The organism is Stenotrophomonas sp. GD04024 (assembly GCF_029837545.1).
GTDB classification, from domain to species: domain Bacteria; phylum Pseudomonadota; class Gammaproteobacteria; order Xanthomonadales; family Xanthomonadaceae; genus Stenotrophomonas; species Stenotrophomonas forensis.
The window spans coordinates 18,742-42,642 of the sequence record NZ_JAOEDV010000036.1 but is presented as its reverse complement, the minus strand read 5'-3'; the positions used below and the strand labels follow the sequence as shown (position 1 = coordinate 42,642).

The 23,901-nt window shown below is 68.0% G+C and carries 25 protein-coding genes; 17 read left to right on the top strand and 8 right to left on the bottom strand.

The features are described from left to right. Positions 1-129: 129 nt before the first annotated feature. Positions 130-339: a hypothetical protein gene (locus tag N7590_RS13040; protein ID WP_010483987.1), complete on the top strand. Its 210-nt coding sequence runs from the start codon at positions 130-132 to the stop codon at positions 337-339. A 61-nt stretch (positions 340-400) separates the two neighbouring features. Here N7590_RS13040 and N7590_RS13035 read toward each other — a convergent pair whose 3' ends face one another. Together N7590_RS13035 and ppa are read right to left on the bottom strand one after the other, a co-directional pair. Further along, positions 401-1,522 carry an HDOD domain-containing protein gene (locus N7590_RS13035; protein ID WP_053511390.1) on the bottom strand — a complete coding sequence of 374 codons (1,122 nt, stop codon included), beginning with the start codon at positions 1,520-1,522 and terminating at the stop codon, positions 401-403. A 151-nt stretch (positions 1,523-1,673) separates the two neighbouring features. Beyond that, positions 1,674-2,210: an inorganic diphosphatase gene (gene ppa, locus N7590_RS13030; protein ID WP_005410935.1), complete on the bottom strand. Its 537-nt coding sequence runs from the start codon at positions 2,208-2,210 to the stop codon at positions 1,674-1,676. Positions 2,211-2,393: 183 nt separating this feature from the next. On the opposite strand from ppa, the gene N7590_RS13025 reads away from it, so the two are divergent. The 4 genes from N7590_RS13025 to N7590_RS13010 all read left to right on the top strand — a co-directional run bounded on the left by N7590_RS13025 (position 2,394) and on the right by N7590_RS13010 (position 7,591). Next, positions 2,394-2,864 carry a hypothetical protein gene (locus N7590_RS13025; RefSeq protein ID WP_164241787.1) on the top strand — a complete coding sequence of 157 codons (471 nt, stop codon included), beginning with the start codon at positions 2,394-2,396 and terminating at the stop codon, positions 2,862-2,864. A gap of 86 nt (positions 2,865-2,950) precedes the next feature. Further along, positions 2,951-3,451 carry an RNA polymerase sigma factor gene (locus N7590_RS13020; protein ID WP_049456982.1) on the top strand — a complete coding sequence of 167 codons (501 nt, stop codon included), beginning with the start codon at positions 2,951-2,953 and terminating at the stop codon, positions 3,449-3,451. Positions 3,452-3,555: 104 nt separating this feature from the next. Continuing rightward, entirely contained in the window at positions 3,556-4,494 is a 939-nt protein-coding gene (locus N7590_RS13015) for a FecR domain-containing protein (RefSeq protein ID WP_164241788.1), read from the top strand. Positions 4,495-4,672: 178 nt separating this feature from the next. Beyond that, entirely contained in the window at positions 4,673-7,591 is a 2,919-nt protein-coding gene (locus N7590_RS13010) for a TonB-dependent receptor (protein ID WP_164241789.1), read from the top strand. A 103-nt stretch (positions 7,592-7,694) separates the two neighbouring features. Here the strand turns inward: N7590_RS13010 and N7590_RS13005 are convergent, their stop codons facing one another. After that, the gene (locus N7590_RS13005; protein ID WP_010483993.1) at positions 7,695-7,952 is read right to left on the bottom strand and encodes a DUF2789 domain-containing protein; all 258 of its coding nucleotides are present in this window, start codon (positions 7,950-7,952) and stop codon (positions 7,695-7,697) included. Between the two features lie 106 nt (positions 7,953-8,058). On the opposite strand from N7590_RS13005, the gene N7590_RS13000 reads away from it, so the two are divergent. The 5 genes from N7590_RS13000 to N7590_RS12980 are packed head-to-tail and all read left to right on the top strand — an operon-like array spanning position 8,059 to position 11,011. Beyond that, a complete protein-coding gene (locus N7590_RS13000; RefSeq protein ID WP_164241790.1) occupies positions 8,059-8,646 on the top strand; it encodes a biliverdin-producing heme oxygenase in 588 nt (195 codons plus the stop codon). Between the two features lie 31 nt (positions 8,647-8,677). Next, entirely contained in the window at positions 8,678-9,145 is a 468-nt protein-coding gene (locus N7590_RS12995; protein WP_049456947.1) for a YbaN family protein, read from the top strand. Next, positions 9,132-9,860, top strand: a complete 729-nt coding sequence (exbB, locus tag N7590_RS12990; RefSeq protein ID WP_164241791.1) for a tonB-system energizer ExbB — start codon at positions 9,132-9,134, stop codon at positions 9,858-9,860. The genes N7590_RS12995 and exbB overlap by 14 nt, the downstream gene beginning before the upstream one ends. A 9-nt stretch (positions 9,861-9,869) precedes the next feature. Further along, a complete protein-coding gene (gene exbD / locus N7590_RS12985) occupies positions 9,870-10,295 on the top strand; it encodes a TonB system transport protein ExbD (RefSeq protein WP_164241792.1) in 426 nt (141 codons plus the stop codon). Further along, a complete protein-coding gene (locus N7590_RS12980; protein WP_164241793.1) occupies positions 10,292-11,011 on the top strand; it encodes an energy transducer TonB in 720 nt (239 codons plus the stop codon). Before exbD ends, N7590_RS12980 begins: the two co-directional genes overlap by 4 nt. A gap of 119 nt (positions 11,012-11,130) precedes the next feature. On the opposite strand, the gene N7590_RS12975 is transcribed toward N7590_RS12980, so the two are convergent. After that, positions 11,131-13,158, bottom strand: a complete 2,028-nt coding sequence (locus N7590_RS12975) for a sodium-translocating pyrophosphatase (protein WP_008266593.1) — start codon at positions 13,156-13,158, stop codon at positions 11,131-11,133. Between the two features lie 278 nt (positions 13,159-13,436). On the opposite strand from N7590_RS12975, the gene N7590_RS12970 reads away from it, so the two are divergent. Further along, entirely contained in the window at positions 13,437-13,940 is a 504-nt protein-coding gene (locus N7590_RS12970) for a hypothetical protein (protein ID WP_133935496.1), read from the top strand. Between the two features lie 72 nt (positions 13,941-14,012). On the opposite strand, the gene N7590_RS12965 is transcribed toward N7590_RS12970, so the two are convergent. Next, entirely contained in the window at positions 14,013-14,402 is a 390-nt protein-coding gene (locus N7590_RS12965; RefSeq protein ID WP_053511055.1) for a DUF488 family protein, read from the bottom strand. Between the two features lie 117 nt (positions 14,403-14,519). Then, the gene (locus tag N7590_RS12960) at positions 14,520-15,776 is read right to left on the bottom strand and encodes a 6-phosphofructokinase (RefSeq protein WP_164241794.1); all 1,257 of its coding nucleotides are present in this window, start codon (positions 15,774-15,776) and stop codon (positions 14,520-14,522) included. 136 nt (positions 15,777-15,912) lie between these two features. Here N7590_RS12960 and N7590_RS12955 point away from each other — a divergent pair, with 136 nt between their 5' ends. From N7590_RS12955 to N7590_RS12945, 3 genes are all read left to right on the top strand, one after another. Next, positions 15,913-16,476, top strand: a complete 564-nt coding sequence (locus tag N7590_RS12955) for an adenylate kinase (RefSeq protein ID WP_008268721.1) — start codon at positions 15,913-15,915, stop codon at positions 16,474-16,476. Between the two features lie 329 nt (positions 16,477-16,805). Continuing rightward, positions 16,806-18,170, top strand: a complete 1,365-nt coding sequence (gene mpl, locus N7590_RS12950) for a UDP-N-acetylmuramate:L-alanyl-gamma-D-glutamyl-meso-diaminopimelate ligase (RefSeq protein ID WP_164241795.1) — start codon at positions 16,806-16,808, stop codon at positions 18,168-18,170. Next, positions 18,167-18,745, top strand: a complete 579-nt coding sequence (locus N7590_RS12945) for an LON peptidase substrate-binding domain-containing protein (RefSeq protein ID WP_053450711.1) — start codon at positions 18,167-18,169, stop codon at positions 18,743-18,745. Before mpl ends, N7590_RS12945 begins: the two co-directional genes overlap by 4 nt. Positions 18,746-18,873: 128 nt before the next feature. Here the strand turns inward: N7590_RS12945 and N7590_RS12940 are convergent, their stop codons facing one another. Beyond that, positions 18,874-20,871: a bifunctional DedA family/phosphatase PAP2 family protein gene (locus N7590_RS12940; protein WP_053450710.1), complete on the bottom strand. Its 1,998-nt coding sequence runs from the start codon at positions 20,869-20,871 to the stop codon at positions 18,874-18,876. An 85-nt stretch (positions 20,872-20,956) separates the two neighbouring features. On the opposite strand from N7590_RS12940, the gene N7590_RS12935 reads away from it, so the two are divergent. Together N7590_RS12935 and N7590_RS12930 are read left to right on the top strand one after the other, a co-directional pair. Then, positions 20,957-21,619 (top strand): serine/threonine-protein kinase, encoded by a 663-nt coding sequence (locus N7590_RS12935; protein ID WP_006467385.1) that lies wholly within the window; start codon positions 20,957-20,959, stop codon positions 21,617-21,619. After that, a complete protein-coding gene (locus N7590_RS12930) occupies positions 21,616-22,122 on the top strand; it encodes a DUF2867 domain-containing protein (RefSeq protein WP_164087617.1) in 507 nt (168 codons plus the stop codon). The genes N7590_RS12935 and N7590_RS12930 overlap by 4 nt, the downstream gene beginning before the upstream one ends. 111 nt (positions 22,123-22,233) lie before the next feature. Here N7590_RS12930 and N7590_RS12925 read toward each other — a convergent pair whose 3' ends face one another. Beyond that, complete coding sequence (locus N7590_RS12925) at positions 22,234-22,917, bottom strand: hypothetical protein (protein ID WP_053511064.1); 684 nt, start codon at positions 22,915-22,917, stop codon at positions 22,234-22,236. 108 nt (positions 22,918-23,025) lie between these two features. Here N7590_RS12925 and N7590_RS12920 point away from each other — a divergent pair, with 108 nt between their 5' ends. Next, the gene (locus tag N7590_RS12920; protein WP_164241796.1) at positions 23,026-23,844 is read left to right on the top strand and encodes an NAD(P)-dependent oxidoreductase; all 819 of its coding nucleotides are present in this window, start codon (positions 23,026-23,028) and stop codon (positions 23,842-23,844) included. Positions 23,845-23,901 lie beyond the last annotated feature (57 nt).

Sequence of the window (23,901 nt, the reverse complement as noted above, 5' to 3'; positions counted from 1 at the left end):
AGGCCCGCCCTCTTTATTTGTAGGGGAATTCCGAAACATGTTGGAAGGTGAGCGAAATCACGTTCCTGCCGTGTCGTAATCAACACAGTTGACGGGTCCACTTGCGGACACTTGCACATGGAGAGAGCGATGAAGAGCACGCTGTTGCACAAACTGTCTGCTGCTGCACTGATCTATGCAACATTGGTGGGTGCGGTGTTCGCCCAGACCGGTGGCGTCTGTGGGGGCGGGCTGTACTGCGAGGAGCTTCGCCAGGAATGCCTGGCTGCGGGCAAGTCGAAGGTGCTGTGCGATCTGCAGTATCGTCACTGCGTGCAGGATGCCTGCGGCGCGCGCTGATGCAGGAAAGGGCGCGCCGTCAGGCGCGCCCCTTGAGTTCCACTGGGGTGCAGTGGCGGGTTCAGGCGTCGCTGGGTACCAGCCCCATCAACGCATTGGCATGCTCGCGCCATTGCGGCAGCTTGTTGAGCACGCCCGCGCGCTGCAGGTAGTCCTCGTCCACCGGATCGCCGTTGACCAGTGCCAATGCCACGTGCACGGCACCTGTCACCCAGAAGCTGCGCGTATTGGCGCGCTGCGGCTGCAGGTGGAAGGCCACCGCTTCGATGATCGGCATCGGCAGGCCCCACAGGCCCAGCAGGTAGGCGCCCGCCTCGGCGTGGCCGGGACGCGTATCTCCCGCCAGCGACGGTTCGGAACGTTCGTTGCGCACACCGGGCAGCAGCAGGCCGATGTCGGCCAGCAGGGCGGCGGTCGCGCCCAGTTCGGCGCTGGATTCGGGCAGCAGGCGTGCGGCCAGCCGCGAGGCAAGCAGGGCGCGCTGCTGCAGCGAATTGCGTTCGGCGGTCGACAGCGTCGGTGCCGAGAACACTTCGCTGGCCAGCACCAGGTCGCGCAGCGTAGCCAGGCCCAGCCGGGTCACCGCGGTGCGCAGGTCGGAGATGGTGCGGCCCTGGCTGAAGAACGCCGAGTTCGACAACTGCAGTACCTTGGCGGCGATGGCCGGATCGGCGGCGACCAGCTTGGCGACGTCAGCGCTGTCGGCATCGTCGTCGTGCTCCAGCGCCTGGGTCAGGCTCAGGTACAGGTGCGGCGGCGACGGCAGCTTCTCGATGCGGCCGATGGCATCGCGCAGGCGTGGGCTGTCCAGCACCTCGCGCAGCTCTTCCAGGCTGGTCAGCGCCTCCAGCAGCACTTCCGGTGCCAGCGGCAACGGCAGGAAGCGATGGGCAACGCCGATCAGGCGCGCCGGTGGCGGCCGGTTGCCATGCAGGGCATCCACCAGCGCGATGCGGATGGTTTCCGGGCGCAGGGTCCGGATCTGGCCCAGCAGCGTGGTGGCATTGAGGTCCGGCAGCTGCGGGCAGACGATCACCGCATCCACGCCCTGCGTGGCGACCGCGGTCATCGCAGCCTGGCCATCGGAGGCGGTCAACGGTTGCCAGTCTTCCCCAAGATCGGCAATGAATTCGGTCAGCTCGGCCGGCAGGCTGGCTGCATCCCCAACAAGCAGAATACGCACGACACATTCCCCTGGCTGTCTCGACGATGGATGTCGACGACGTGTGAAGTGACGCAATTTACCTAATACGACAGCAAGAGTGATGTGCCGTCGTCGTGAAACGTGACCCGCATCGCTCCGGCAGTGCATGCCGGAGCGATCCGGTTCAGGCTCAGGCCTTGCTGTCGAGGTGGCGCTGGTGCGCCTCGATCAGGATCTGCTTGGCCTCGGCGGCGCCGCCCCAGCCGTCGAGCTTGACCCACTTACCCTTTTCCAGGTCCTTGTAGTGCTCGAAGAAGTGGCCGATGCGCTCCAGCCAGTGGCTGGACACCTGGGCGATGTCTTCAACGTGGGCGTAGCCGCTGAAGATCTTCGAGACCGGCACGGCCAGGATCTTCTCGTCGCTGCCTGCCTCGTCGCTCATCTTCAGCACGCCGACCGGACGGCAGCGCACCACCGAGCCCGGCACCAGCGGCAGCGGCAGTACCACCAGCACGTCGGCCGGGTCGCCATCGCCACACAGGGTGCTCGGCACGTAGCCGTAGTTGCACGGGTAGCGCATCGGGGTGGACAGGATGCGGTCGACGAAGATCGCGCCGGTTTCCTTGTCCACTTCGTACTTCACCGGCTCCGAGTCCTTCGGGATCTCGATGATGACGTTGATTTCTTCCGGCGGGTTCTTGCCGGGCGAGACGAGTTCCAGACCCATGGTGTGCTCCAGGTGGGGGGTGTAGACGGATAGCTGACCATTTTATGCCTTTGCCGGGCGCTGTGCAGGGGAGGGGGCCCACGGCATGGCGCGGGGCGGTCCTACAGTGCGCCCGGGGTTTGGCCGATGGGGTGGACAGGCGCCGAAGCGCAGGCTGGATGCACCTTCCCGAGGAGTCCGCAGATGAACGTTTCCGTCCTGCTGTTCGGCCTGTCCTGCGCGCTGCTGGCCGCGCCTTCGGCCCAGGCCTTCCCCTATGTCGATCTGATCGACTACCCGCAGCAGGAAGATAACTGGGACCGCTTCTTTGCCTTGGAGGGGCGCCTGCAGCATGGCTTCGACAACATCTGCGGGGACACCTTCTGCGAGGGCGAGTACAGCGACATCCGGGCTCTGCGCCTGCGCTGCTCGGTGGATGCGGTGCGTGGCACCGTCCATGAATGCCTGTGGGCATTTGTCGCAAGCGATCTGGAGGTCTCCCGCGAGGATGGAGCGATCGTGGCCCGGCAACCGACCTGGCTGTGCCGGCTGCCACTGGTGCCGGGAACCCCGGTGGAAGCCTTCCATGCCGCGCTGGCCGCGCGCGATCCGCTGCATGACCCGCTGCCCGGGACCTCGCAGAGCGTCTACGACGGGCTGACCGACTGCCTGTGAGAGCCGTCAGGAATGCAAACGTGACTGATTCGCATTAACGGAGTAGCATGCGCGACGCCTTCTTGTCCGTGGTACCGGCTCCGCGCATGTCCTCCAATGCCGCCACCCTCACCGAACTGCTGATCCGCGAGCGGTCTGCGCTGCTGCGCCGCGTCCAACGTATCCTGGGGAGCGACGGCGGCGCCGAGGACGTGATCCAGGCGGTGTGGTTCAAGGCGCGTGGGGTCGACGACAGCCAGGCCATCGACAACCCGCGCGCCTATCTGTACCGGCTGGCGGCCAACCTGGCCACCGACCACGGCCGCGAATCAACCCGCCGCAACCGCCTGCTGGCGGACCACTATCTGTGGGGGCCGGACGAGGTGATCTCGACCGAGGAGCAGGCCATGGCGCAGGACGAACTGCAGCGCGTGCTGGATGCGGCAGGCCACCTGCCGGAACCGACGCGCAGCATCTTCCGGCTCAACCGCCTGCAGGGCCTGACCCAGGCCGAGATCGCGCGCCGCCTCGGCGTGTCGGTCACCACCGTCGAGAACCATGTGCGCACTGCGCTGCAACGCCTGGCCTGGGCGCGCAGCGGTCGATGATCGTCCAGGCTTGGGGGTGCTCCCCGCTGGAACGTCTTGATCACTGGACCGTGGATGCGGTCTAGTTCCCCTGCCCGCGCTTGAATGCGCCTGTCCGCCAGCCGATGAGCCCGCCGAACATGCTGCCCGCCGCCAATGACGATGCCCTGGCCGAACAGGCCCGGGGCTGGATCGCGTGGCTGGCGTCGGGCGACGTCGGCGAGGCGCGGATGCACGAGTTCGAACGCTGGCTGGCCCAGCCGGGGCACCGCCGGGCTTTCGAACACGAGCGCGCGCTGTGGCGCAGCATCGGGCCGCGTCCGCAGGCCAGGCCGGTGCAGCGGCCGCGGCCGCGGTCGCGGCGACTGCGCTGGGCGATGGCTGCCGCGGCCGCACTGGCGATGCTGGTGGCCTGGCCGGAAGCCTGGCTGCGCCTGCAGTCCGATCATCGCAGCACGCATGTCGTGCAGGACGTGCAACTGCCCGACGGCAGCCGTGCAGTGCTGGATGCGGACAGCGCGATCGCCGTGAACTTCGACGCGCATGCGCGCCAGGTCGAGCTGCTGCGCGGACGCGCCTGGTTCGACGTCACGCCTGATGCAGAGCGGCGTTTCAGTGTGCGTGCGGGCAATGGCGTGGTCGAGGACATCTCGACCGCGTTCACCGTCGCGCGCGGCGATGGCCAGGTGGAAACCCAGGTCGGGCAGGGCAGGGTGCGGGTGGCCAGCCCGGCCGACGGTGGCTGGACCTACCTGCAGGTGGGCCAGCGCGCAGTCTATGGCGAGCACAGTGGCGTGGCCCGCCTGGGAGACGTGGCGGCGGACAGCGTAGGCGCGTGGCGCCAGGGCGAACTGCTGCTGGAGCAGGCCAGCGTCGCCGATGCCGTGCAATGGGTGGGACGTTATCGTGCCGGGCCTACCTTCGTGCGCGGTGACCTTTCGCGGCTGCCGGCGGTGAGTGCAGCGCTGCGCATCGATCGCCCGGAACAGGCACTGGATGCGCTGGCTGCAACGGCCGGCCTGCAGGTGACCCGTCTTCCCTTCGGTGTTGCCATCGTCCAGTAGATCCACGCCATGCGTGGATGCATTCACCCGTCATCTTCCGCAAATCTCCCTTGGGGTCCTCGCGCTCCCATCCGTCTTACTCCGCGAACGTACCCGCCGCCGCCACGTACGTCGCCGTGTCCGCCTGTGTTGCGGATGACGCCGCGCCCGCGGCACTGATTACCTGACAGGTTCCCCCATGTTCGACTCCCATCGTCCGGGCCGCGTGCTGCGCCCGTCCCGCCTGTGCATCGCATTGCTGGCCGCAGGCCTGGCCAGCGCCGCGCCGTCCGTGCTGGCGCAGAGCGCCCGCGGCGATCATGCCGCCGTGCAGCGCTTCGACATTCCGGCGCTGCCGCTGGACGAAGCGCTGCGCAGCTACATGCGCCAGTCCGGCATCCAGGTCGTCTATCCGGCGACGCTGGCCCAGGGCGTGACCTCGCGTGCGGTCAACGGCAGCCTGTCTGCCAACGACGCGCTGCAGCGGCTGTTGCAGGGCAGTGGCCTGGCGGTACGCCGGGTCAGCGCCGATGCAGTCACGCTGGAAGCAGCGACGCCAGCGCAGGCCGGCGATGGCGTGATCGTCACCGACACGCTGAGCGTGGCCGGCGACCGTGTCGATGCCGGCGCGACCAGCGACGAAGCCCGCCTGCTCGACAGCTACCGCAGCGTCGGCTCCACCACCACGCTCAACCGCACGCACCTGGAGCGCTTCCGCGGCACATCCAACGGCGACATCGTCAAGGGCGTGGCCGGTGTCACCGCCGGCGATCCGCGCGTCGGCAACGGCTTCGACGTCAACATCCGCGGCATCCAGGGCCAGGGCCGCGTACCGGTGATCATCGACGGCGGCCAGTCCAGCATCGACACCTACCGTGGCTATGCAGGCCAGTCGCAGCGCACCTACCTGGACCCGGACCTGATCTCCAGCCTGACCATCACCAAGGGCCCCAGCCTGCAGGCCAACGCCTCTGGCGGCATCGGCGGCGTGGTCGAGATGGAGACGCTGAAGATCGGTGACGTGCTGCGCGAAGGCCGCGATTTCGGCGTGCGCGTGCGTGGTGGCCTGGCCAACGCCAGCGCCAACAACCTGCCGGCGTACAGTGCTGCGCCGCGCACCGACCGCAGCGCTACCGGCAACCAGTTCTTCAACGTCGCCGCCGCCGGCCATTGGGATCGCTTCGACCTGGTCGCCGCCTACGCCTACCGCGATACGGGCAACTATTTCTCGGGCAAGCATGGCTACGACGATTTCCCGCAGACCCGGCGCACGCTGGCCCCGCTGAACCCGCCGCGTACCGAGGTGTTCAACACTTCCTCGCGCTCGAAGTCGGCGCTGCTCAAGGGCGCCTGGCGCATCGACGATGCGCAGACGCTTGAGGCGGGCTACCGCCGTTACGAAGGCACCGCCGGCGAGATCATGGCCTCGCAGATCATCCGCGTTGATCGTGACCGCATCCCGCAGTGGGATCCGGGCCATGTCGACATGGACAGCTACACCCTGCGCTACCGCTTCAATCCGGACAGCGAGCTGGTCGACCTGCGCGTCAATGCCACCTACACCGATACCGACAGCGTGATGTACAACAGCCTGACCGGCATCACGCCGTGGTATTTCGACCGCCGCACCGAGTGGTATGACGCGCCCAGCTTCAGTGGCGACCCGGGCTACAAGGATGCCTACCGCAATCCGCTGCGGCAGAAGCGCTTCGGCCTGGACGCCAGCAACACCTCGAGGTTCGATACGCAGGCGGGTGCGTTCACGCTCGACTACGGCCTGTCCTACAGCGATGAAGACATCGCGCCGGGCAGCTCCGGGCCGGTCATGCACGACGATCTGGTCAACAACCGCTTCCTGCGCAACGCCGAGCGCAAGGAATACAGCGCCGTGGCCTCGCTGAAGTGGCAGCCCGACGAGCATTGGGAGCTGCTGGCCGGTGGCCGCTGGAACCGCGTGGATGTGCATGACCGCAACCGCCTGGCCACGCCCGACGCCTACGAGGTGCAGGGCCAGTACCGCTACACCGAGCTGCTCAACGGCAACCCGGCGCTGCCATCGTGGCGGGCCAAGCGCATCGCGCTGCTGAACTGGTATCCGGATGCCAACGGCAACTTCACCCAGGAATCGCTGCTGGCCTCGCCGTACAAGAAGGGCACGGTGGCCGACATCGGTGGCTGGAACTTCTACGACGCGGGCAAGGCGCAGGACCTGGAAGTGCCGGTCAGCTGGAGCTGGTCGCAGCCGATCCGCCGCCGCGACAGTGCGTTCTCGCCGACTGCCAGCGTGGCCTACCGCTTCAGCGAAGACACCATGGTCTACGTGAAGTACGCCGAAGGCACCAAGCTGCCAAGCCTGTTCGAGACCACGCTGGGCCTGTTCACCGCTGCCAAGCCGGTGGGTGAACTGAAGCCGGAGCGTGCGCGCAGCTGGGAAATCGGTGCCAGCACCATCCGCTACGACCTGTTCACCGCCGGCGACCGCCTGGCGCTGAAGCTGGCCTACTTCGATACCCGCATCGACGACCTGATCACCCGCGATTACCGCACACTGTCGGCCGGCCTGATCCGCAACGTCGACCGGTTCAAGGTGTCGGGCATGGAGTTCCAGTCCAGCTATGACAGCGGCAAGCTGTTTGCCGATCTGTCCGCGCACTACTACTTCAAGGCCAAGACCTGTGCGCCGGATATCGCCGCCGAGCGCCGCGCGTATGGCGAACAGCGCAAGAACGCGGAGCTGGCCGGCACGCCGGACTGCGTCGATGGCGGCTTCGAAGGCTCCTACACCAACACGCAGAACCCGCCGCGCTACATGGTCAACCTGACCCTGGGGTCGCGCCTGTTCGACGAGCGCCTGACCTTCGGCACCCGCGTGGTGCACAACGCCGGCCCGATCAGCAAGCTGGACAAGGAATGGAACGTCGGCCTGTCGGCGATCCAGCAGCTGTACCGGCCGACCACCCTGGTCGACCTGTTTGCCAGCTGGAGCTTCAACGACCAGCTGTCCGTGGAAGCGGGCGTGGACAACCTGACCGACCGCTACTACCTGGATCCGCTGGCGCTGGGCGTGATGCCGGCCCCGGGCCGCACCGCGCGCCTGGCGTTGACCTGGAAGTACTGATCGACTGCGCAGTGCGCTTTCGGTGGGTGCGGACCCTGGTCCGCACCGCTCCTGCGCTGTAACGGGTAGCACCGGGCCATGCCCGGCGCTGCCCATCGCGTGCTTACAGACCGGTCGCGGCCTTCACCGCGTCTTCGTGAAGCGATTCGTTCAGCTCATCCACCACCGTGCTCCACGCCGCATCGGCCTGCAGCGACTCGGACAGGAACTGGCGCTGGGCGTCGTTCCAGTACGGCGCCTCGACCACTTCCACATCGGTGGCCAGCTGGTGCTCGCGGATGAAGCGGGCGATGCCCTCGGCGCTGGCGTCCAGGCCGAGCTGCAGGAACAGGTTGGTCATGCGCGGTTCGGTGGTGATCATCATCGGTTCCTGCGGGAAGAAGGGATGGTCCATTATCGGTGCACACGGCCTTGGGGAAAGCCCCACGGCGAACGTCTACAGCACGACGACCCCCTTGGCATCCCCCATGAACGCACACATCGCCCCTGAAGACAGCCGCAGCCTGCGGCTCAAGGCCGCCACCCGCGACAGTCACGGCGCGCTCGACAAGCGCATCATGGCCGGCGACATCTTCGCCGACCGCAGCAACTTCGCCCGCTTCCTTCGCGTGCAGTACCGCTTCCACCGCAGCATCGACGCGCTGTATGCCAATCCTGCGCTGGACGCACTGCTGCCGGACCTCGGCGAGCGCCGTCGCCTGAAGCAGGTGTCACGCGACCTGCAGGACCTGGAGCAGACCCTGCCGGGTGCGGACATTGCTGCGCTGCCGTCCGACCTGCCACTGCCGGCGGCGCTGGGCTGGCTGTACGTGGCCGAAGGCTCCAACCTCGGCGGCACCATCCTGTACAAGATGGCGGCCAAGCTGGGCCTGGATCGCGACTTCGGCGCCCGTCACCTCGCCGCGCACCCGGATGGCGCTGCGCGCCATTGGCGTGAGTTCACCGCTGCACTGGACGCGGTGCCATTGAGCGCCGAGCAGGAGCAGCAGGTGATCGATGCCGCCGATGCCGCGTTCCGCAGCGTGCATGGCCACGTCGAAGTGGAATTCGCCTGATGTACGCCGGCCGCCTGCGGGCACCGCGCTGATGCGCTGGCTCTGGTTCGCGCTGGGTTGGGTGATGGTCGGCCTCGGGGTGATCGGCGCGTTGCTGCCGGTAATGCCGACCACCATCTTCCTGATCCTGGCGGTGGGCTGCTTCGCGCGCAGCTCGCCGAAGTTCGAGCAGCGCCTGCTGGCGCATCCGCGCTATGGCCCGTCGCTGCGGTTGTGGCGCGAACAGGGCGCGGTCTCACGCAAGGGCAAGGCCTTTGCCAGCGCCGGCATGGCCGTCGGCTTCGCGTTGTTCTGCTGGGGGGCGCACCCGTCGTGGCGCCTGCTGCTGGGCGTGGGCCTGTTCTTCGCGGTCAGCGCCGGTTACGTGCTCAGCCGCCCGGCACCGCGGCTGGAGCCCAATCCGGTCGTGGAAGTCGACGATGCCAATGATCCGCGCACGGCCCGCCGCCGTGCCGCGACCCCCGATGCTGATGGAAACCGAGACGATGCTGCCTGCTGACCTGGCCCCCGTGGCTGCCCCTGCACTGACGCCCTGGGGCATGTACCTGGCCGCCGACGTGGTGGTGAAGGGCGTGATGATCGCGCTTGCGCTGGCATCGCTGGCCACCTGGACCGTGCTGCTGGCCAAGGGCTGGGAGCTGGCCCGGCAGGCCCGCCAGCTGCGTGCGGCGCGCGCGCTGTTGCTGCAGGCGCCAAGCCTGCCGGCCGAAAGCGCGGAGGCCAGCGCGCAGCAGGGGACCGCGCTGGCCATGCTGGAGGCCGCACGCACCGAACTGCGTCTGTCGCAGGATCTGGACAGTCGCGACGGCATCAAGGAACGCGTCGCGTCGCGCCTTGACCGCATCGAGCTGGAGACCGCGCGCCTACAGCGACGGGGCATCGGCGTGCTCGCCAGCATCGGCGCGGTGGCGCCGTTCGTGGGCCTGTTCGGCACGGTGTGGGGCATCATGAACAGCTTCATCGGCATCGCCCACAGCAACACCACCAACCTGGCGGTGGTCGCGCCGGGCATCGCCGAGGCCTTGCTGGCCACCGCGCTCGGCCTGGTCGCGGCGATTCCCGCGGTGCTGGTCTACAACCATTTCAGCCGCGTGCTGGCCAGCCTGCGCGGCCTGCTCGGTGATCTGTCCGCGGCCGTGCAGCAGCTGGTGTCGCGTGATCTTGATCGTGCCGTGCCGCGTGCTGCAGCGACACCGCTGCGCGCGGTGCACTGAGGCGCGGCGATGGCAATCAGGACCGCATCCGACCGCGACGATGCGCCGGAAGAAGCGCATGAGATCAATGTCACGCCCTTCATCGACGTGATGCTGGTGCTGTTGATCATCTTCATGGTGGCCGCGCCGCTGGCCACCGTGTCGGTGCCGGTGCAGCTGCCGGCCAGCAGCGCCGGCGCCACGCCGCCGGAACAGGCGCCGGTGTATGTGACCGTGCAGGCCGACCTGTCGCTGCGGGTGGGCGAGCAGCCGGTGGCGCGCGACGCGCTGGCGGCTGCACTGAAGGCCGCCACCCACGATGACAGCGGACAACGCATCTTCCTGCGTGCCGATACCCGTGTGCCTTATGGCGAACTGATGGCGACCCTGGACGCGCTGCGCGCTGCCGGATACCTGAAGGTGGCACTGGTGGGGCTGGAGCAGGGCGCACGATGAGCGGACTGCGGCGCTGGGCGACCAGCCTGGCGATCGTGCTGCTGGTGCACGCACTGCTGATCGGCGCGGCGTGCTGGTGGGCGGCGCGCGCGCCGGCGCTGGCGGCTGCCGCTCCGCCTGCAGCGCTGATGCTGGAACTGGCGCCGATGGCCCAGGCACCGCCGGTGCCCCCGCGTGAGGTGGCCACCGGTCCATTGCAGCAGCAACAGCAGCGGCAGGCGCCGACGCCGGCCGTGCGCGAGCAACCGAAAGCACCCGTGCAGCCACAGGGTGATCTGCCTCCGCCCAAAGCACCGGAACCAACGCCCTCGCCGGAGACCGCCGACGCCAATGTCGCGCAGACCAGCGCACCGCCGCAGGTGGCCGCTGACGCCGCCGCGCGTTATACCGCACCGCAGACCACCGCCGGTGAGCGCAGTCGCGCGGAGGCGACCTGGGAAGGACGCCTGCTCGGGCACCTGCAGAAGCACCGCCGCTATCCGCGCCAGGCCGAGCGCCTGCGCCAGCAGGGCGTGGTCTATGTGCGTTTCGCGGTCGCCCGCGACGGTGCAGTGTCGGGCCTGAAGCTGGGCCGCAGCAGCGGCTTCGAACTGCTCGACCAGGAGACGCTGGACACCGTGCAGCGCGCCAGCCCGGTACCGGCGCCGCCGGCCGAAGTGGCCGGCGACCCGGTGCAGGTGATGGTGCCGGTGTCGTTCTTCCTGCGCGGGCGCTGACCAGCCGTTGCTTGAGCAAGCGGTCGGAGCCGTAGAGTCGAGCTTGCTCGACTGCTCTTGCGGTGCGGGCCAAAAGCAGTCGAGCAAGCTCGACTCTACGGGTTTGCGCATGGCGTGGATTACAGCAGCGGCACCAGCAGCAGCGCCACGATGTTGATGATCTTGATCAACGGATTGATCGCCGGGCCGGCGGTGTCCTTGTAGGGGTCGCCGACGGTATCGCCGGTCACCGCGGCCTTGTGCGCCTCGCTGCCCTTGCCGCCGAAGTGACCGTCCTCGATGTACTTCTTGGCGTTGTCCCAGGCGCCGCCGCCGGTGGTCATCGAGATGGCCACGAACAGGCCGGTCACGATCGTGCCGATCAGCAGCCCGCCCAGCGCGCGTGGCCCCAGCAGCAGGCCGACCACCACCGGTACCGCCACCGGCAGCAGCGACGGCACGATCATTTCGCGGATGGCCGAGCGGGTCAGCATGTCCACCGCCCGGTCGTACTGCGGCTTGCCGGTGCCCTGCATGATGCCGGGAATCTCGCGGAACTGGCGGCGCACTTCCTCTACCACGGCACCGGCGGCGCGGCCGACCGCTTCCATTGCCATTGCGCCGAACAGATACGGGATCAGGCCACCGATCAGCAGGCCGATGATCACCGTGTGGTCGCTGAGATCGAAGCGGAACTCCTGCCCCGGATGCGCAGCCTGCAGGTTGTGGGTGTAGTCGGCGAACAGCACCAGTGCGGCCAACGCCGCCGAACCGATGGCGTAGCCCTTGGTCACCGCCTTGGTGGTATTGCCCACTGCATCCAGCGGATCGGTGATGTCGCGGATCTCCGAAGGCAGCTCGGCCATCTCGGCGATGCCACCGGCGTTGTCGGTTATCGGGCCGTAGGCATCCAGGGCGACGATCATGCCGGCCATCGACAGCATCGCGGTGGCAGCGATGGCGATGCCGTACAGGCCGCCCAGTGCGAACGCGCCCCAGATCGCCGCGCACACCGCCACCACCGGTAGCGCGGTGGATTTCATCGAGATGCCGAGGCCGGCGATGATGTTGGTGCCATGGCCGGTGGTCGAGGCCTGTGCCACATGCTGCACCGGCTTGTACTGGGTGCCGGTGTAGTACTCGGTGATCCACACGATCAGGCCGGTCAGCACCAGCCCGATCAGCGCGCAGCCGTACAGCGCCATCGGACCGTGCACGTTGTCACCCATCAGCCCGGTGGTGATCGGGTAGAACGCAATCGCAGCCAGCACGCCGGAGACGATCACGCCCTTGTACAGCGCGCCCATGATCGAGCCGCCGGGCTTCACCTTGACGAACAGCGCACCGATGATCGAGGCGATGATCGACACGCCGCCCAGCACCAGCGGATACAGCACCGCGTTGGCGCCCGCCTCGGCCAGCATCAGGCTGCCCAGCAGCATGGTGGCGATGACAGTGACCGCATAGGTCTCGAACAGGTCGGCGGCCATGCCGGCGCAGTCGCCGACGTTGTCGCCAACGTTGTCGGCGATCACCGCCGGGTTGCGCGGGTCGTCCTCGGGAATGCCGGCTTCCACCTTGCCGACCAGATCGGCGCCGACGTCGGCGCCCTTGGTGAAGATGCCGCCGCCCAGGCGCGCGAAGATCGAGATCAGCGAGGAGCCGAAGGCCAGCCCGACCAGGGCGTGCAGCGCCTGTTCCATCGGCAGGCCCATGCGCAGCAGCAGTGCGTAGTAGCCGGCCACGCCCAGCAGGCCCAGCCCGACCACCAGCATGCCGGTGATCGCACCGCCACGGAAGGCGACGTCCATCGCCGCGCTGATGCCGTGGCGTGCGGCCTCGGCGGTGCGCACGTTGGCGCGTACCGACACGTTCATGCCGATGTAGCCCGCCGCGCCGGACAGCACCGCACCCACTGCGAATCCAATGGCGGTGTACCAGCTGAGGAAGATGCCGACCAGCACGAACAGCACCACGCCGGCGATGCCGATCGTCAGGTACTGGCGGTTGAGGTAGGCACGTGCGCCTTCCTGGATCGCGGTGGCGATCGCGATCATGCGTTCATTGCCGGTGGGTTGGCGCAGGATCCAGCGCGCCGAGACGATTCCGAACAGGATCGCGAGAATGGCGCAGCCCAGCGCCAGTGACAGCCCGTGACGTTCCAGCATTAGACCCCTCCGCAGAATGGATGGACAAGCATCCAGTGGCGATGAACGGCACCACGAGGGGGACGACGGGCTGCAGCCTGGAACCAACCCGTACCGACCTTGGAGGTCGTCCGACGTATGGCGGTGTTCAGCATTCCCTGGTGCCCGCAGTATGCGTTCGACGCACCGTAGAGTCGAGCTTGCTCGACTTTCCCCTGGCGCAAAGCGCGATCACGCCCTTTGCACCCCGTTAAGCCATGCTCTGCAAGCCTGCGAAGAGTCCAGAAGGAGATTCCCCCATGCGCCTGTCCCTGTTGATGCTTGCTGCCCTGGTGCCTGCCGCCCCGGCATTCGCCGCGGAAACCCCGGAGCTGCAGCGTGCGGTGGGTGCCCCGCAGGCGGTGGGCGCGGCGCATACGCTGCGCCAGATCCCCGAGGCCTGCGCGCGGCTGGAAGGCGTGTTCACCGGCGATGCGGCAGAGCCGTACCGCTTTTCCGCCGTGCGTACCAGCGAGCAGTGCCAGCCACGCGCGCGCTTCGTCGACTATGCCAAGGCACAGCCGAGTGCCGACAAGGGCTGGAAGCTCAACGATGTGATCCGCGTACCCAGCGCCGCGTGCCCGGCGCAGCAGGCGGTGGTGCGGGTGTGGCGCCTGCCGTCGAGCAACAAGGTCGAGCTGGATGGACAGGGCCAGTCGCGCATCTACCTGGAAGAGGCGAAGAAGCAGGCTGCCGCCGGCAAGATTCCGCAGGTGACGATGTTCGCCGCGCAGCTGCAGATGGAAGGCAAGGCCTGCAACTGAGGCCGTCCGGCGACGCGAATCCACGCAGGGCGTGGCGTGGGGTAGTGCCGGCCGCTGGCCGGCAACCGGGCTTCACGCGGCCAATGTAGCGCCCCGCGCCACCAGCAGCTCGCGCAGCGCCGTGCGGTGGCAGTGCGCCTCATCTTCGCAGTAGCACCCTACGCTGATGTCGCTGTGCTGCGACAGCGCGGCCAGCAGGTCCAGCGCGTGGGCCGCATCGGGTGCCTTCATCTCGGCCTTGTAGTGGCGGAAGAACGCATTCCAGTCGGCTGCGCTTTGCGCCGCGTGCGCCTGTTTCACCAGTTCCGCACTGGGTGACAGGGTCGGGAACCAGACGTCGTACCAGTCCTGGCGGGCGAACTCGCTGCGCGGCACGCCACGCGGCGGTCGCCGCACCGTGCCGATGCGCAGGCCCTCGCCGGGTACGCGCGGCGTACCGAGTCGAACAACGCGCAGTGCCATGGCACACCTCGATGAAAAAGGGACGGGGGGGATTAAGTCGCAACCGCCCCAACGCTGACCGGGGAATGATGACGGAGGGGCGGTTGCGACTTAATCCCCTCCGTCCCCTTTTTCGGTTCAGCCCTCGAAGGGCGGCAGCTTCTGCTTCACCGCCACGTTCTTCAGGGTGACGTACTTCGGCAGGCCGTCGGGGCCGTAGGGCAGTGGCGCCTCGCCCTTGATCAGCGGTGACAGGTAGGCGCGCGCCTTGGCGGTGATGCCGAAGCCGTCGCGGCGGATGAAGCCGGCCGGCATCTTCTTCTCGTGGTTGGCTATCTTCGACAGCGGCGCCGCTTCGATCTTCCAGCGGTACGGCGCGTCGCTGCTGCGCACGATCACCGGCATCACGCCGTTCTGGCCCTTCAGCGCCAACTGCACCGCAGCCTTGCCCACCGCCTGCGCCTGCTCCCAGTCGGTCTTGCTGGCCAGGTGCCGGGCCGAGCGCTGCAGGTAGTCCGGCAGGGCCCAGTGCACCTTCAGGCCCAGCTGGTCCTTGACCCGTCCGGCCAGGTGCGCGGCTACGCCGCCCAGCTGCGAATGCCCGAACGAGTCCTTGCCGCCGCCGGCATCGGCGACGAAGCGGCCATCGGCAGTGGCGATGCCCTCCGAGGCCACCACCACGCAGTAGCCGACGCGCTCGACCACCGCCTTCACCTTGGCCAGGAACAGCGCCTCGTCATAGGCGCGTTCGGGCAGCAGGATGATGTGCGGGGCTTCGTCATCGCCGTTGCCGGCCAGGCCCGCCGCCGCCGCCAGCCAACCGGCGTGGCGACCCATCGCTTCGTAGATGAAGACGCGGGTGGAAGTCTCGGCCATCGCCGCCACGTCCAGCGCGGCCTCGCGCACCGAGACCGCGGTGTACTTGGCGGCCGAGCCGAAGCCGGGGCAGGTGTCGGTAACCGCCAGATCGTTGTCGATGGTCTTGGGCACGCCGATGCAGGTCAGGTCGTAGCCCGACGCCTTGGCCAGCTGCGAGACCTTCAGCGCGGTATCGGCCGAGTCGTTGCCGCCGTTGTAGAGGAACCAGCGCACGTCGTGCGCGCGCAGCACCTCCAGCAGGCGGTCGTAACGTGCACGGTCAGCGTCCAGTGATTTCAGCTTGACCCGGCACGAACCGAACGCGCCGCCCGGGGTGTGGGCCAGCGCGCGGATGGCCGCGGCGCTCTCCTTGCTGGTGTCGATCAGCTCCTCGCGCAGGGCGCCGAGGATGCCGTTGCGGGCGGCCAGGACCTTGATGCCCTTGGCCCGGGCCTGCTCGATCACCGCAGCCGCGGTGGCGTTGATGACCGCGGTGACACCACCGGACTGGGCATAGAGGAGAGTACCGTTGCGCATGCTTCTACCTGCTCGGGGGAGGGGACATTGCAGGGACATTACCCGGATGCGGTAAAGTGGCGCTATTGCGGTGCAGCGATACCGGTCCGTCCGGGACGCGAACCTTCTTTGTTTTCAACACGTTGGAGTCAGGTCAATGCGATTGGTTCTGTTGGGACCGCCCGGTTCGGGCAAGGGGACACAGGCGACGCGCCTGAAGGAAAAGCTGGGGATCGCCCACATTTCGACCGGTGACATGCTGCGCGCGGAAATCGCCGCCGGCACCGAGCTGGGCAAGCAGGCCAAGACGGTGATGGATGCCGGCAACCTGGTGTCGGACGACATCCTGCTGGGCATGTTGGAATCGCGCCTGACCCAGGCCGATGTCGCCAAGGGCTTCATCCTGGATGGCTACCCGCGCAATGTGGCCCAGGCCAATGCGATGGACGGCCTGCTGGCCAAGATCGGCCAGCCGCTGGACGCGGTGGTGCAGCTGGACGTGGCCACCGAGCTGCTGGTCGAGCGCATCGCCGGTCGTGCCAAGGAGCAGGGGCGTGCCGATGACACGCCGGAAGCGGTGCGCCAGCGCCTGCAGGTCTACAACGACCAGACCGCCCCGGTGGTCGACTTCTACGCCGGCCGTGGCACCCTGGCCCGCGTCGACGGCGTCGGTGAGCTGGACGAGATCGAAGCGCGCATCCTGGCGGCGATCAAGGCTTGATCCGGCGCGGCCGGGACACTGTTCCGGCCCCCGGCACAAAAAAACACAGGCCTGGTCCGCGAGGATCAGGCCTGTGTCGTTTGATAGGCGCCAGCAGAGGGCTTGCTCAGGGCCCCGCAGCATGAGCTCCCTTGGGGATGGCCTCTTGGGGAGTAGGACCGGTTCGGGTACTGCGGCTGGCAGTTCGAATTGTGTCCGGGTTCACAGAACATCGCTATCGGGAATTCCCTGACAGATGATTGGAGTTTTCTCACATCCTGTGTAGGACTTGTCTTACCCAAGCGCGGACATTGGCCCTATACAGCCGTCATCGGTCACAATCCTCGGTCATGAGCAGCGTACATATCCTTGCAATCGCCGGCACCTTCATGGGCGGCGTGGCCGCCCTGGCGCGGGAACTGGGCCATCCGGTCAGCGGCAGCGACCAGGCCATCTATCCGCCGATGTCCACCCAGCTGGAACAGCTGGGCATCACCCTGGACCAGGGCTATCGCGCCGACAGCGTGCCGGCCGGCACCGATGAGGTGGTGATCGGCAACGCGTTGTCGCGGGGCAACGCGGCCGTGGAGGCCGTGCTTGACGCTGGCCAGCGCTACATTTCCGGCGCGCAATGGCTGTCCGAACGGGTGCTGCCGGGGCGTGACACCCTGGCCGTGGCCGGTACCCATGGCAAGACCACCACCACCACCATCCTCACCTGGCTGCTGGAAAGCGCCGGGCGTTCGCCGGGCTTCCTGATCGGCGGCGTGGCCGAGGATTTCGGCGTCTCCGCCCGGCTCGGCCAGGGCCGCGAGTTCGTGGTCGAGGCCGACGAGTACGACACCGCATTCTTCGACAAGCGCAGCAAGTTCGTGCACTACCGGCCGCTGGTGGCCATCCTCAACAACCTTGAATACGACCACGCCGACATCTTCCCGGACGTGGCGGCGATCCAGCGCCAGTTCCATCACCTGGTGCGTACGGTGCCGGCGCGTGGCCGCCTGATCGTCAACGGCGAAGACAAGTACCTGGCCGAAGTGCTGGCGATGGGCTGCTGGACCCCGATAGAGCGCTTCGGATTCGATCCGTCGCTGGAGTGGCATGCCGAGCTGCTGGCTGCCGATGGCAGCGCGTTCCGCGTGCATCATCGAGGCCAGCCGCTGGGTGATGTGCAGTGGTCGCTGCTGGGCCGGCACAATGTGCTCAACGGCCTGGCCGCGCTGGCGGCCGCGCATGCGGTAGGCGTGGCGCCTGCTGATGTGATCCCGGCGCTGGCGCGGTTCCGCAGCGTCAAGCGCCGCATGGAAGTGATCGGCAGCGTTGATGGCATCACCGTCTACGACGACTTCGCCCATCACCCGACGGCGATCGCCACCACGCTGGAAGGCCTGCGTGCCAAGGTCGGCGATGCACGCATCGTGGTCGCGATGGAGCCGCGCAGCAACTCGATGCGGCTGGGTGCACATGCACAGGCGCTGGCGCCGTCGCTGGCACTGGCCGATGAAGTGGTGTTCCTGCACCGCCCGGAGCTGGCCTGGGACGCTGCCGCGGTGATCGCCGCGGTACGCGGCCAAGCGCACGCGGTACCCGATACCGATGCACTGCTGGCACAGCTGCAGTCCCATGCACGCAGTGGTGACCATGTGGTGTTCATGTCCAACGGTGGCTTCGACGGCGCACCGCGCCGCTTCCTCGCCGCCCTGCAGGCCCGATGAGCGCCGACGGTTCGCTGCCGCTGTTCCCGCTGCACAGCACGCTGGTGCCGGGTGCAGCGGTGGGCCTGCGCGTGTTCGAGCGACGCTATCTGGATCTGGTCCGCGACAGCGGCCGCAGTGGCGAGGGCTTTGGCGTCTGCCTGATTCTCGACGGCCAGGAAGTGGGCGCACCGGCGACGCCGGCGGCGTATGGCGTGCAGGTCCGCATCGAAGATTTCGATGTCGGCGCCGATGGCGTGCTGCAGCTGCGCCTGCGTGGCACCCGCCGCTTCCATGTCGAGCGCACGCGGGTCCGTGACAACGGCCTGGTGGTGGCCGACGTGAGTTGGTGCGAGGAAGATCCCGACGACGAACTGCGGCCACAGCATGCGCTGCTGGCCACGGTGCTGGGGCACATCATCGAACAGGCGGGCGAGGCGTATGCGCCGGCGAATCCGGCACTGCTGGATCAGGCGAGCTGGGTCGGTTGGCGCCTGGCCGAACTGCTGCCGCTGAGCGAGCAGCAGCGCCTGCAGCTGCTGCAGATGGACGACCCGCATCAGCGCCTGCAGCAGTTGCTGGGCTGGATGCCGTAGCCGGCAAAGGCCAACCAAGGTTGGCCACTACCGGAGCGCGGCGTAACCGGTAGATGCCAACCTTGGTTGGCAGCCTTTACCCGAAGCGCCAACCAAGGTTGGCGACTACCAGAGCAGCACCGCCTCCGTCAGCGCGCGGTGGTCTTCAACCGCAGTACCGGCAACCCGGTCTCGCCGTGCACGTCCTCGCGCTGCGGCAGGCCCTGTACGGCCTCCTTCACCGCGTTCATGGCCGGGTCGACGCCGCGCAGCGGATGCCACATGCCGATCCATTCGAAGTGGCGCTCGTAGCGCAGGGTCTGTGCGCTGCCCAGCCATAGTGGCGTATCGCCGGGCTGCAGCTGGGCCGGGGCCGGCCACAGGCGCAGTACGTAGCGCTCATCCGGCTGCGCACCCTGGCGCACCATCAGCAGCGCTTCCACCCGCGTTTCCAGCGTGGCCGGCAGTACCGGCAGTTGGTCGGCGCCGGTGTTCTTGTCCAGCATCAGCAGGGCTTCCTGCCAGCCGGCCTGTTCCTGCCGCTTCCAGCCGCGGGCTTCCAGCTGCGCCTGCAGCGGCGCCAGCGGGCCGGCCACCTGCACGTCCAGCGGCCAGCGCTGGTCATCGTCGAACTCGTTGCGGCGCGCCGGCAGCGTCGACCAGTCGTGCTGCCACCACGCCTGCATGTCCATCGCCTGCGGCGCCGGCAGGGTCGGTTCAAAGCGCTCCAGCTTCACCGGGATGTGGCGCGGCGCGTACCACATCGCCGCCAGGGCGAAGACGCCGTAGAACAGCCACGCCACCGGCTTCACCCAGAACGAGCGGTTGAAGCGCCGACGGTAGGCGATGCCCAGCACCAGCAGCCAGAACGTGCCGAACAGCATGCCGCCGATCACATCGCTCAGCCAGTGCGCGCCCAGGTACAGCCGCGAGAAGCCGATCAGGCTGACCACGATGCCCGACACCAGGTACGGCCAGACGCGGGTGCGGCCGGGCATCTCGCGCGCGATCAGCACCGCGAAGAAGCCGAAGGTGATGGTGGCCATGGTCACCGACACCGACGGGAAGCCGAAGCCGCTGCTGGCATCGACCGGGCGCACCACATCCACGGTGGCGCCGAGCAGCATGGTCAGCGCAAGGCCGAAGGCCAGTGCGGCCAGCCAGTGCGCGGCGGCCATCCAGCGTCGGCGCCAGATCAGGTAGCCCATCGCCGCCGCGGTGGCCGGCAGCAGTACCTGCCAGGCGCCCAGCGATGCCAGTGCCGCCATCGGGTAGTCGGCCAGCGGGTTGCGCAGCGCCAGCATGGCCTGGTGCACCAGCAGGTCGATCGCCAGCGGTTCGCCATGCGCGACCACCACGGTCAGCAGCGCGAACCAGCCCCAGCCCAGCACCAGCAGCATCAGCGCCAGCATCGCCAGCGGTACCGATTCACGTCGTTTCGGGTCGAGCACGCCGACGGTGTAGCGGCCCAGCGTCGGGTGGCGGTTGGACCAGTCCAGCAGGCGCGCCAGCCAGTTGTCCATGCGTGCGGCCGACCAGCGGTAGCCGTACAGCACGATGGCCCAGACCAGGCCGAGGATCACCATCAGCAGGCCGACCACCACCACCAGGCGTCCGGCCACGGCGGCCACCGCGTCATAGGCTTCGCCCAGAACCCAGCCGGGGGCCAGGAACAGCACCGCCCAGGAAATGCTGGCGATGCCGCTGGCCTGCATGTAGCGGCTGGCAGGCATCTTCATCATGCCGGCAATGGCCGGCACGAACGGGCGGATCGCACCGACGTAGCGTGCGATCAGGATGCTCTTGAACGCATTGCGGCGGAACAGGTTCTCGCCGCGATCGAGCAGCTGCGGATAGCGGCTGAACGGCCAGATGCCGCGCAGGCGGTCACCCCAGCGACGGCCGATCCAGTAGCTGATGCCATCACCGGCGAACGCGCCCAACGCTGCCGCCGCCACCGCGTACGGCCCGGAGATCTGGCCCAGGCCGATGAACACGCCCACCGCGAACAGCAGCGGCAGGGCCGGCACGATGGCGCCGAGAATGATGACCGCATCGCAGAAGGCGATGAGGAAGATAACGGCACCCGCCAGCACGGGGTGAGCGGCAATCCACGCGAGGGTGGCGTCGATCCATGAAGAGTCCATTGCCCGATTATAGGGGCGTGAAGGTGACTGGTTCCCAGCCGCTTCGTGACCGTTTGCAACCGGCGCCATCGCCTAGAATGGGCCCATGCCGCATACGCCAGACGCTCCACCGCATGCCTTGAAGGCCGACAGCTTCGGTCGCATCCTCCTTGTGAAAGGCCCCGATGGCCCGTTCGTGCGCCGCGATCTGGGCGCCACGCCGCTGTGGCTGCGGCTGCCTGCGTGGTGGCTGGCACGCCGCGAAGCACGCGCGCTGCAGCACATCCATGGCATGCCTGACGTACCGCAGCTGCTGGCCTGGGATGGCCGCCACCTCGACCGCAGCTTCATGGCGGGCGATGCGATGTACCAGCGTCCACCCCGCGGCGACGTGGCCTGGTTCCATTCTGCGCGACGGCTGCTGCAGCACCTGCATCGGCGCGGCGTGGCCCACAACGATCTGGCCAAGGAAGCCAACTGGCTGGTCACCGAGGATGGCCGTCCAGCGCTGATCGACTTCCAGCTGGCGGTGATCGGCGATCCGCGTTCGCGCTGGATGCGCCTGCTGGCCCGCGAGGACCTGCGCCACCTGCTCAAGCACAAGCGCATGTATTGCCGCGAGTCGCTCACTCCGGTGGAGAAGCGCGTGCTCAAGCGCACTTCGTGGGTGCGCGAGCTGTGGTTCGCCACCGGCAAGCCGGTCTACCGCTTCGTCACCCGGCGCATCCTGCACTGGGAAGACAACGAGGGGCAGGGGCCGAAGCCGTGAGGGCATCGCAGGTGGTGACCGCCGCGCCGAGTGCGGGCAGCGTGCTGCGCGCGCAGATGGCCGGTGCCCACTTTGTACATGCCTGCCAGGCCAGCACACATCGCGGGGATCGAACCGCGTTGCAGGCCTACCGTGACATGGCGGCGAGCATTCCTGGCTGGTTCGACGGGCTGATGGCACTGCGCAATCGCGGCATGCGCCTGTTGGGCATGAAGGACCTGGGTTCGCTGCGCGCTGTGCAGGACATCGAGCAACCGCGTCCGGGGCAGCGGCTCGGCATCTTCACGCTGCAGTCGCTGGATGCCGATGCCATCGTGCTGGAAGACAACGACCGCCACCTGCGCGTGCAGTTGGCCCTGCAGTGGCAGGGCGATGTGCTGGAAGTGGCGACGGTGGTGCACACCCACAACGCGTTCGGGCGCCTGTACATGCTGCCGGTAGCCCCGGTGCACCGGCTGATCGTGCCGCACCTGCTGCAGAAGCAGGTACGCGCGTATGGGTAGGTCCAGGCAATGCGTGGATGCGCCGAGGCCGTTGTAGAGTCGAGCTCGCTCGACTGAAACGCCAGAATCAGTCGAGCAAGCTCGACTCCACGAAGGTGAGTGCCGGTGACCTTACGGCGCCGCCGGCACCACCTGCTGGCCAATGAAGTTGCGCTTGGCGTCGAAGTCGTAGGCGATCTGCAGCTGGCCCACATCCGGGCAGGCGTGGCAGTCGCGCAGCGGTGTGCGGTACAGCAGGCGGATGCCGCCATTCTCCAGCGGCGTCGCTCCCGCCGACTGCGCGGGTGCGAACGGCGTCGCCTGCGGGTTGGCCTTCAGCAGTTCCTGCACCGTCGGGTCCGCGCGCAGGGTGTCGTCCAGCTGCACGGCATCCACATCGATGCGCTTGCCACTGGCGTCGACCAGGCGGGTGCCTTCGTTGGTGTTGGCGCGGAACGGGTACTCCACCGTGGCCACGCCCAGCCCGTCACTCTCGTGCCAGGCGGTCACGTAGGCCAGTTCGCCGCCGGTGGACAACTGTTCGGCGGCGGTGATCGCATCGGCGCTGGCGCCACCGGCGTGCATCGCATCGCGCAGGCAGTCACGCGTGGCCGCATTCTCGCCCTGGCGGCAGGCGTTGAGGTCGCCATCCCAGACCACCGCCTCACTCCAGCGCATCCTGCCATCCGCAGCGGCCTTGGCCGCGCTGGGCGCGTCACCGGCGGACGGCTCCTTGCCGGGTTCCGGCGAACGGCCCTGGCAGGCGGTCAGCAGGGCGAGCCCCAAGGCAGGCAGCAGCAGGCGGGAACGGCGCATGGCGTGGACCTCGTGCGTTGTCTGGAGGCCCGAGTATCGTCAAGGCCGGGTGAACTCCGCGTCGGCGCGGCATACTAGCGGCTCATTGCATACGCTGGAGTGTGGAACGTGGGCAGTCTGCAGGGCAAAACGCTTTTCATCACCGGTGGCTCGCGCGGCATCGGCCTGGCCATCGCGTTGCGCGCCGCGCGTGACGGCGCCAACGTGGCCATCGCCGCCAAGTCGTCGGTACCGAACCCGAAGCTGCCGGGCACCATCCACAGCGCGGCCGAGGCGGTTACGGCGGCCGGTGGCCAGGGCCTGGCCCTGAAGTGCGACATCCGCGAGGAAGAGCAGGTGCAGGCGGCCGTCGCCGCCACCGTCGACACCTTCGGCGGCATCGACATCCTGGTCAACAACGCCAGCGCGATCTGGCTGCGCGGCACGCTGGATACGCCGATGAAGCGCTTCGACCTGATGCAGCAGGTCAACGCGCGCGGCAGCTTCCTGTGCGCGCAGGCCTGCCTGCCTTACCTGCTGCAGGCGCCCAACCCGCATATCCTCACCCTGGCACCGCCGCCCAGCCTGGAGCCGAAGTGGTGGGGCCCGCACACCGGCTATACGCTGGCGAAGATGGGCATGAGCTTCGTCACGCTCGGCCTGGCCGCGGAGTTCGGCCCGCAGGGCGTGGCGGTCAATGCGCTGTGGCCGCGCACGGTGATTGCCACCGATGCGATCAACATGATTCCGGGCGTGGATGCCGCCGGGTGCCGCACGCCGCAGATCATGGCCGACGCCGCGCACGCCGTGCTGGTGCGCGAAGCGGCCGGCTTCCACGGCCGGTTCCTGATCGATGATGAGGTGCTGGCACAGGCCGGTGTCACCGATCTGTCGGGCTATGCAGTTGATCCGTCGCGGCCGTTGCTGCCGGACCTGTTCCTGGATTGAGCGTGACCCGTTGGACGAGGCCGAGGGCTGCGACCCTCGGCCAGCTGCGCTAGAATG